The following is a 6,338-nucleotide window of genomic DNA, read 5'->3' as shown; positions in this document are numbered from 1 at the left end:
TTCAACGGCTGGTAGTGCGACAACGGCGGGCACTGCAAGTGATGTAACCTTTAATTACGCGGACAGTACGAGCAAAGGTGGCGCCGCTTCTAGTGTTGCCAATGGTAGTATAACCAGGTCGAGCCTAGCTGCATCAAATTTTGAATACTTTACCGCCAAAGCTACATCTTCTACTGAGGTAAATCAGGTTAGCGGATCTCAACATTTTATATGCACATTGTCCGGTATTTCAGTAGGAAAGCTAGATGTTGGGACGATGAGCTGGTGTAAACTTAGTGGCTCACCGAACTCCTATTGGACATTGCATGCTCGTGGCAATGGAGTTAATGACATTACATGTGAGGCTACTTGCTTTTAGATAAGCTATCAGTGCCCGTGTCGTGGCAAAACCATAGGAGCCTTACATGTTGACACTTTCAAGGTTATGGAAACCGACTACCATGGTGTCAATCATGTTTGTGCTCCTGTTTACCCTTCTTGGTAGTTTGTATATTGACACTAAATTGACGCCTAATCCTGTTTCGCGGGCATTGCCAGCGTTGGCTTGGGTTCATCAAGGCACATGGGCAATTAATGCCTACCATACCTTAACCATCGATAAAGCTTTTATTGCTGGGTTTTATTACACAGACAAAGCGCCGCTCAGTTCCTGGTTAACAACTGGCGGGTACTGGCTAGCGCACAAATTCGGGATGACCAATGGCTTGACAGTCGCAGAACGTCTGCAATTAGCAGTCCTAATCGGTGCTTGGCTATGTGGAACCCTACCGTTTTTATGGCTGCTGGTAGCTTTATTTCTCATAGTGCAAGCACGAGGTTTGACGTTGTCCAGGTCTTGGGCATTAGCAATTATGTTTGGGTTTGGTACCTACCTACCTAGCTAGCTACACCGGTGTCCTTTTTGGACACCTACTCGCTGGTGCTATTCTCGTGGCGGCATTGTATGCCTTTAACTCAAAGCAGTGGCTACTTAGTGGTTTTTTAATAGGCTTGGCGCTGCTTACAGAGTATACTTGTGGGCTTGCGCTGCCAATCTGGGTGGTTGCTGTTGGTTTTCGTGAGCGCCGCTGGTCTCCAATCGTTGCGATGATCGGTGGAGTTATTCCATCTGGAATCATTCTTGCGGTTTACAACACTCAAGTCTTTGGCAATCCAGTAGCGATGAGTTACAGCTTCGTATCTGATCCTAGCTTTGTGGCAATGAAAGACAGCTTTGGTTTTGGCTGGCCAAAGATATCTAATTTACGTCGACTGCTTTTTGGTGAATTTCGTGGCTTAGCATTATATGGCACAGGATATTTAGTTTTAGTCTTTATTTGGATTGTACGTACTTTTCGCGATGCTATTCATAATAATCAGTATTATTTTTTCTTACAAATCGCAAAATCACCCGCAGCAATGTTTGGTATAGCCATGTGGTTGGTCAATGGGTCTTATTATATGTGGTATGGCGGATCTTGCTTTGGCCCAAGACATTTAATTCCATGCGTGGCTATCGGCTTAGTAGCCGCGGCGCGGTGGTTGCCGGATATCGGAAAAATTCGAACATGCATTACGGTTTCATTTGTTTTCGGTTTCGCTCTTAGTGCTATTAACAAAGTAACAATGTCATACCGTTTACCGTCGGCAAGACCATTACAAGAGGATATGTTACCGAGGTTGCTCGCCGGTAGGTTTAATGAAGAAAACATGTTGACTAACCTAATAGGATTAAAACCAGCAGTGGCGGCAATACTTTGGTCGATACTTATAGTATGCACTGGTTTATGGTCGATAATTGTTTATAATCAGTGCCAAGTACTGAAAAAATATAAGCTATACGAAATGCAAAAAGACATGAAATAAATAAGATGAATACGAACCAAAGCCAGAGTCGTAATATCAACAAATACGTTATGTCTGCTCTAGTCGTTGCTGTGTTACTTCTTAGTTGGCATTTGCTCATGCCTAGCAGTTTTCACGACGGATATTGGTTTTGGCGTATCGATTATATAAAACGCCTAGAAAATATTACTGCAACAGTTGCTTTACACGAATTGAATGCTCCATTTATACAAAGACCTTTTATGACCTTTATTATCAAAAGTTTAGAGCATTCTTTTAGTATTTGGTATGCGTATGTAATTGCGGTAGGTTTGTCATTCTTCGTAGCATCCTTTTGTCTGCTTTTGGCCTGCAAACATTTAAATAATAATTATGATAATGAAAATATATCATCTTGGTGGCATCTCGCTTGCTTCGCTTTGAGCTATACTATTTTATTTGCCTATTTCGTACCCATCTATACTTATGATGACTTATGGCAATATGCATTTCTTTTGCTTGCAGTTAGTTCATATCGTAATACGCCATTGCGTTGTGCTCTTTGGCTATGCATAGCAGTAATTGCTCGTGAAACAACGGTGCTAACTTTACCAAGCTTTGCTATAGCAATTTTATTGCAAGATGAACGCCTAAATCGAAAGAATTTCTATGGTGCTGTTATTGCAGTTATTATCCCTGCTCTATTTTTTATTGGACTTAAATATTTTTTACCCTATCCCGATATGAAAGGCAGAGATAAACATTACCTGCTAAATTTCGCAAATGCAGCTAGTACCTTTGAGTCATTTACCTCAATGGTTTGGACGTTAGGACCTTTCATAGTTCTTGGTATTCTTGTTTGGATGGCAAATCGCAAGATAATTCGGTCTCAACGAAATTTAATTATCGCCGCTTTAATTACATTAATAATTAATACTCCCATAGTTTTAATCGCTACCAAGGCTCGCGAAGCGCGTTTGTTTGCTCTACCGTTGGTATTTATTTGGCCTATAGCTGGCGCTTGGCTAAAAGTTGCAGCAAAATGTGTCCACGATAATTTTATGCGTCTGCAAAAAAAACAACGTATAACCATTATAGGCATTGGTGTTCTAATAGCAATTGCCGTAGCACTGCTGCTCGGAGCTGCTTTACGAGGTATGCTAGGTTATCACGATGGCTTTCGTATATATGCGGCATTATTTTTTGGTACCTCATTTGTAGCTTATCGATTACTACGCATGCCTACAGCCGATTCAATAAAAACGAACAAAATGAATTAAGATACTTGTTATAATTTAAAGATTTTCTAATCATTATATTACCGCTGTTTCCATTTACCCACAATACTGCGACGGCGCTTTTGATTTCTTTGTGCACTCGCTCTAACTTTTGCTACCGCTTGACCAATAGGATCAGGGCAAACATTGCGCCGCTGCTCACTTTTAGCGCCTAAACCGGCACCAGTGAGATTGGCGCTGCCAAGATAAACAAAACCGCCATCAATAAGTACACATTTAAAATGTACCCGCGGACAAACTTTAAGTTCTAAACCGCCACGCACCAGATTTTTTTTCTTATCAAAAGCTTGCCGAAATGGCCGTGAAGGTAAATCAGCATGCAATAAACGTAATTCAACCCCTTTGTCAGCCAATCGCGCAAATACATCAATAATTGGTACAAATTTTTCGCTATCAGCGTCGGCATTAACCAGCATGGCTTTAACATTGGCTGTTGCAATCCACACTGACTCGCGTGCATGCAAAAGTTTGTCTAACACAACTTCGTGATAAAGCTCATTGCCTATCAGTAGTCGCATTAAAATTCCTCTAAATACTAGTTGCCTAATAAGAACTCTACATAGATTGCCGTTTTCGCGGCAATGACGATTTAATTTAGATATACGCCATGATTAAAACTTTAAGCAAGATAACCAATCAAGGTAATTTAAGCGAGCCCAATCTATACATGCTCTGCAGGCGTTTGCTTGCAGCTGCCCATAAAAGCGTTGCTAGCTTTTGGCTACGAGTTACTGATGCATTTGATAGTTTTGCTAAGGCGCTAATATCTGGGGCATCATATGCTTGGGCAAGTATTTCTAATGAAAGCCTATATTGATATTGCTTGTCGCTAGCATTAGGTTGTTTAGCTAAATCCCATATGTAAGGTTCATAAGCCGCCGGGTAGATTTGCATGCAAACGGCATCGGCATATAGTTCGTATTCTTGCGTAAAAGTAGCCGCATACTCGCCGATAATAACTGAATTGCCTTCTAGATATATTAATATTTTATTGAGCACCATATGAGTATATTCGTGTGCAATTTTTAGCTCGTCATCTACTACTTTTGCCGATACATTTATGGCATTATTTATAATTATGTCATCACCAATAATGGTGCCACCATAGTCGGCCTCTGTATCATCAATAAAATATACATTTGCCTCAGGAAATTCGAGTTTAACATCTTCTGATGGATTTAAAGACAAAATAAGTTTGTTTATTTGCGTAACGATTTTCTGCATTTCTTGAGGTGTTACACGCTTAGGATTATCGGCGTTAAGACACTTGCAAAACAAGTTAGATTGAATGTATTTTTTAGTTTCTGCAAAAAGTGACAAAAAACGAAAATGATTAACTACGTAGCCATATTTTAAGGCTTCGGCCTGAATGACTAATTCTTGTGCAACTGGTGATTGCCTAGTGGCATCAAATAAGATTTCGCATAATTTAAAAATAAAAGCATTTGCTTTAAAATAATCACCAATTAGATCTTTTGTGTTTTCAGTATAATTAGCAGTTAGCCAACATAGCTTATTTATTAATTCAATTTTTTCTTTAAATTCTATTGTGCCTTGTTGGTCTAATATTTTGCTAGATATTACGACGAACTTTTGGCGCAAAGTAATCGGTAGATCGCGAGCGGCAAAATAGAGCGATCGCCTTAGTTCACCATTTGGTTTGGCGGCAAACTGCAAAGTCTGCAATTGTTCACTTAAATACGCCTGCATAATATTGCGGTTTAGTTTTTTATTGGTTGTCACTACTTCAATACGATCGCCATCATTAATCTCATGGTTATTATCAGTATCGATATACGATACCTGGGCATCTTTTAACTGCAAACAAAAGCCGTCTTCAGACAAAAGTTTGCGTGTTAGCGGTAAATCTTTGCCTATTACGTAGCTATAATTAAACTTAGTCACAATTTCCTCTAACTAATGTGTTTTTATATAATACTCCATTTATCTTATCGGCGTTTCTTTAAAAAAGTTGCTTTTTACTTTAAACCCCGCAGACGCATCCATGGATCTGCATTAAGCACTAAGGGCTCGTGTCCAAACACATTAGCAAAAGTATCGGCTAAGCCCAACCACAGTGGCTCTTCAGGAGCAATAATTACCGTTAATTCGCTACTATCAACACCATAGGCGCTGGTTACTAATTCACAGGTCAAGGCTAAATTTTCGCTTAATGTTGCGTAAGCACGATTTGCCACTGACATGGGCATTACAATAGACGTTGCCCCGGTATGTAAACGCCATGGGCCTTTTGGTTTTACACGGCGCGCTTTACGAGCAGTTGCAATCAAAGTCTTATGCCAAACATCAACATTTTCGTTGGCAACCGGCGGCAATAATGCTGCCCAACTAGAAGCGACTGCCTCATCAGCACATGCATAGCTGGCGGTTGCTGAATTAGCAGTAGCAATACTTGTACCGTCTGCCTCTAAAAAGGTAAAACGAGTTTCATAGGCAAGTACTTCAACTACTAATACTTTTGCGGTTTTAATATCAGAAATACCATTTAAAATCGCATTTGGGGCGGCTGTTACACTGCAGCGGTTGATGCCCAAACCTGCAAACCGACGCAGTATTAAACGCTTGGCAGCAGCACTTGTTGAACTAGGCATTATTAAACGAGCTTGTTGTGGCATAACTTGTGATGCACAGGCACCAAGAACTTGTTCTAAAGAATTGTGAATTATTACCCCACTTGAAAGAATAAAATCGTGCCAACGTACTGCCGGAAATCCACTTTCATCATCAACCAGCTGCAATCCTAAACGACGTGCCAACACACGTGCACGTGGTGCTGGCCAAGGAGCAAACAACCATCCTAATGGAGAAGGTAACTCTTGCGCTTCATCACCAGCTCCAGCGATCACGGCAACGCTATCACCGTAGTCACCAAAGGGCTCACCCTGACGCACTAAAGCGCAGCGCCAATGACTTGCCGCTAAATCAGCTATAAGTTCTGCTTCTGTGGCAGATATCATTTCGGTAATAAGCTTCTCTTCTGTAGTCGGTAAGGACTCAACCGGCTCAATAATTACTTCATTGTTTTCATCTACAAGTTCAAGTTTTGTGCAGACATAATCATTTTTAAAATCAGCAATGAGCGCCCAGTGCCAAAGTTTGTGCAGCGTGAATTGAGGCATTTTTAGAATGTGGCATTATTGAGCACGGTGCTGTTAGAGTTAGATGCGAGCATTGTGGTTATGACCGCTTGGTTGCCTTTAGTTGCAAGAGTAGATC

Annotated in this window: 8 protein-coding genes; 5 read left to right on the top strand and 3 right to left on the bottom strand. The window is 40.8% G+C overall.

Features of this window, described 5'->3' with window-relative positions; genetic code table 11:
- The 4 genes from JW841_11055 to JW841_11040 form a co-directional block, all read left to right on the top strand.
- Window positions 1-358, top strand: a 358-nt coding sequence (locus JW841_11055; protein MBN1961475.1) for a hypothetical protein, incomplete at its 5' end; no start/stop codon positions are given.
- Between the two features lie 94 nt (window positions 359-452).
- Window positions 453-884 carry a hypothetical protein gene (locus JW841_11050; protein ID MBN1961474.1) on the top strand — a complete coding sequence of 144 codons (432 nt, stop codon included), beginning with the start codon at window positions 453-455 and terminating at the stop codon, window positions 882-884.
- Complete coding sequence (locus JW841_11045; GenBank protein ID MBN1961473.1) at window positions 856-1,845, top strand: hypothetical protein; 990 nt, start codon at window positions 856-858, stop codon at window positions 1,843-1,845. Before JW841_11050 ends, JW841_11045 begins: the two co-directional genes overlap by 29 nt.
- A gap of 50 nt (window positions 1,846-1,895) precedes the next feature.
- Entirely contained in the window at window positions 1,896-3,083 is a 1,188-nt protein-coding gene (locus JW841_11040) for a hypothetical protein (protein MBN1961472.1), read from the top strand.
- A 38-nt stretch (window positions 3,084-3,121) separates the two neighbouring features.
- On the opposite strand, the gene JW841_11035 is transcribed toward JW841_11040, so the two are convergent.
- The 3 genes from JW841_11035 to JW841_11025 all read right to left on the bottom strand — a co-directional run bounded on the left by JW841_11035 (window position 3,122) and on the right by JW841_11025 (window position 6,241).
- On the bottom strand, window positions 3,122-3,619 hold the full coding sequence (locus JW841_11035) for a hypothetical protein (GenBank protein ID MBN1961471.1): 498 nt from the start codon (window positions 3,617-3,619) through the stop codon (window positions 3,122-3,124).
- A gap of 118 nt (window positions 3,620-3,737) precedes the next feature.
- The gene (locus tag JW841_11030; protein MBN1961470.1) at window positions 3,738-5,006 is read right to left on the bottom strand and encodes a hypothetical protein; all 1,269 of its coding nucleotides are present in this window, start codon (window positions 5,004-5,006) and stop codon (window positions 3,738-3,740) included.
- A gap of 74 nt (window positions 5,007-5,080) precedes the next feature.
- Complete coding sequence (locus JW841_11025; protein ID MBN1961469.1) at window positions 5,081-6,241, bottom strand: hypothetical protein; 1,161 nt, start codon at window positions 6,239-6,241, stop codon at window positions 5,081-5,083.
- Between JW841_11025 and JW841_11020 the strand changes: the two genes are divergently transcribed.
- A partial coding sequence (locus JW841_11020) for a transposase zinc-binding domain-containing protein (protein MBN1961468.1) occupies window positions 6,232-6,338 on the top strand: 107 nt, incomplete at its 3' end. The genes JW841_11025 and JW841_11020 overlap by 10 nt on opposite strands.

The sequence above is a fragment of the Deltaproteobacteria bacterium genome (assembly GCA_016931625.1).
Taxonomy (GTDB): Bacteria; Myxococcota; XYA12-FULL-58-9; order XYA12-FULL-58-9; family JAFGEK01; genus JAFGEK01.
This window is presented reverse-complemented; position numbering and strand designations above follow the sequence as displayed.

Coding starts and splice junctions, on each gene's coding strand:
- JW841_11050 (MBN1961474.1), top strand. CDS start 453: ATGTTTGTGCTCCTGTTTACCCTTCTTGGTAGTTTGTATATTGACACT.
- JW841_11040 (MBN1961472.1), top strand. CDS start 1,896: ATGTCTGCTCTAGTCGTTGCTGTGTTACTTCTTAGTTGGCATTTGCTC.
- JW841_11025 (MBN1961469.1), bottom strand. CDS start 6,241: ATGCCTCAATTCACGCTGCACAAACTTTGGCACTGGGCGCTCATTGCT.
- JW841_11035 (MBN1961471.1), bottom strand. CDS start 3,619: ATGCGACTACTGATAGGCAATGAGCTTTATCACGAAGTTGTGTTAGAC.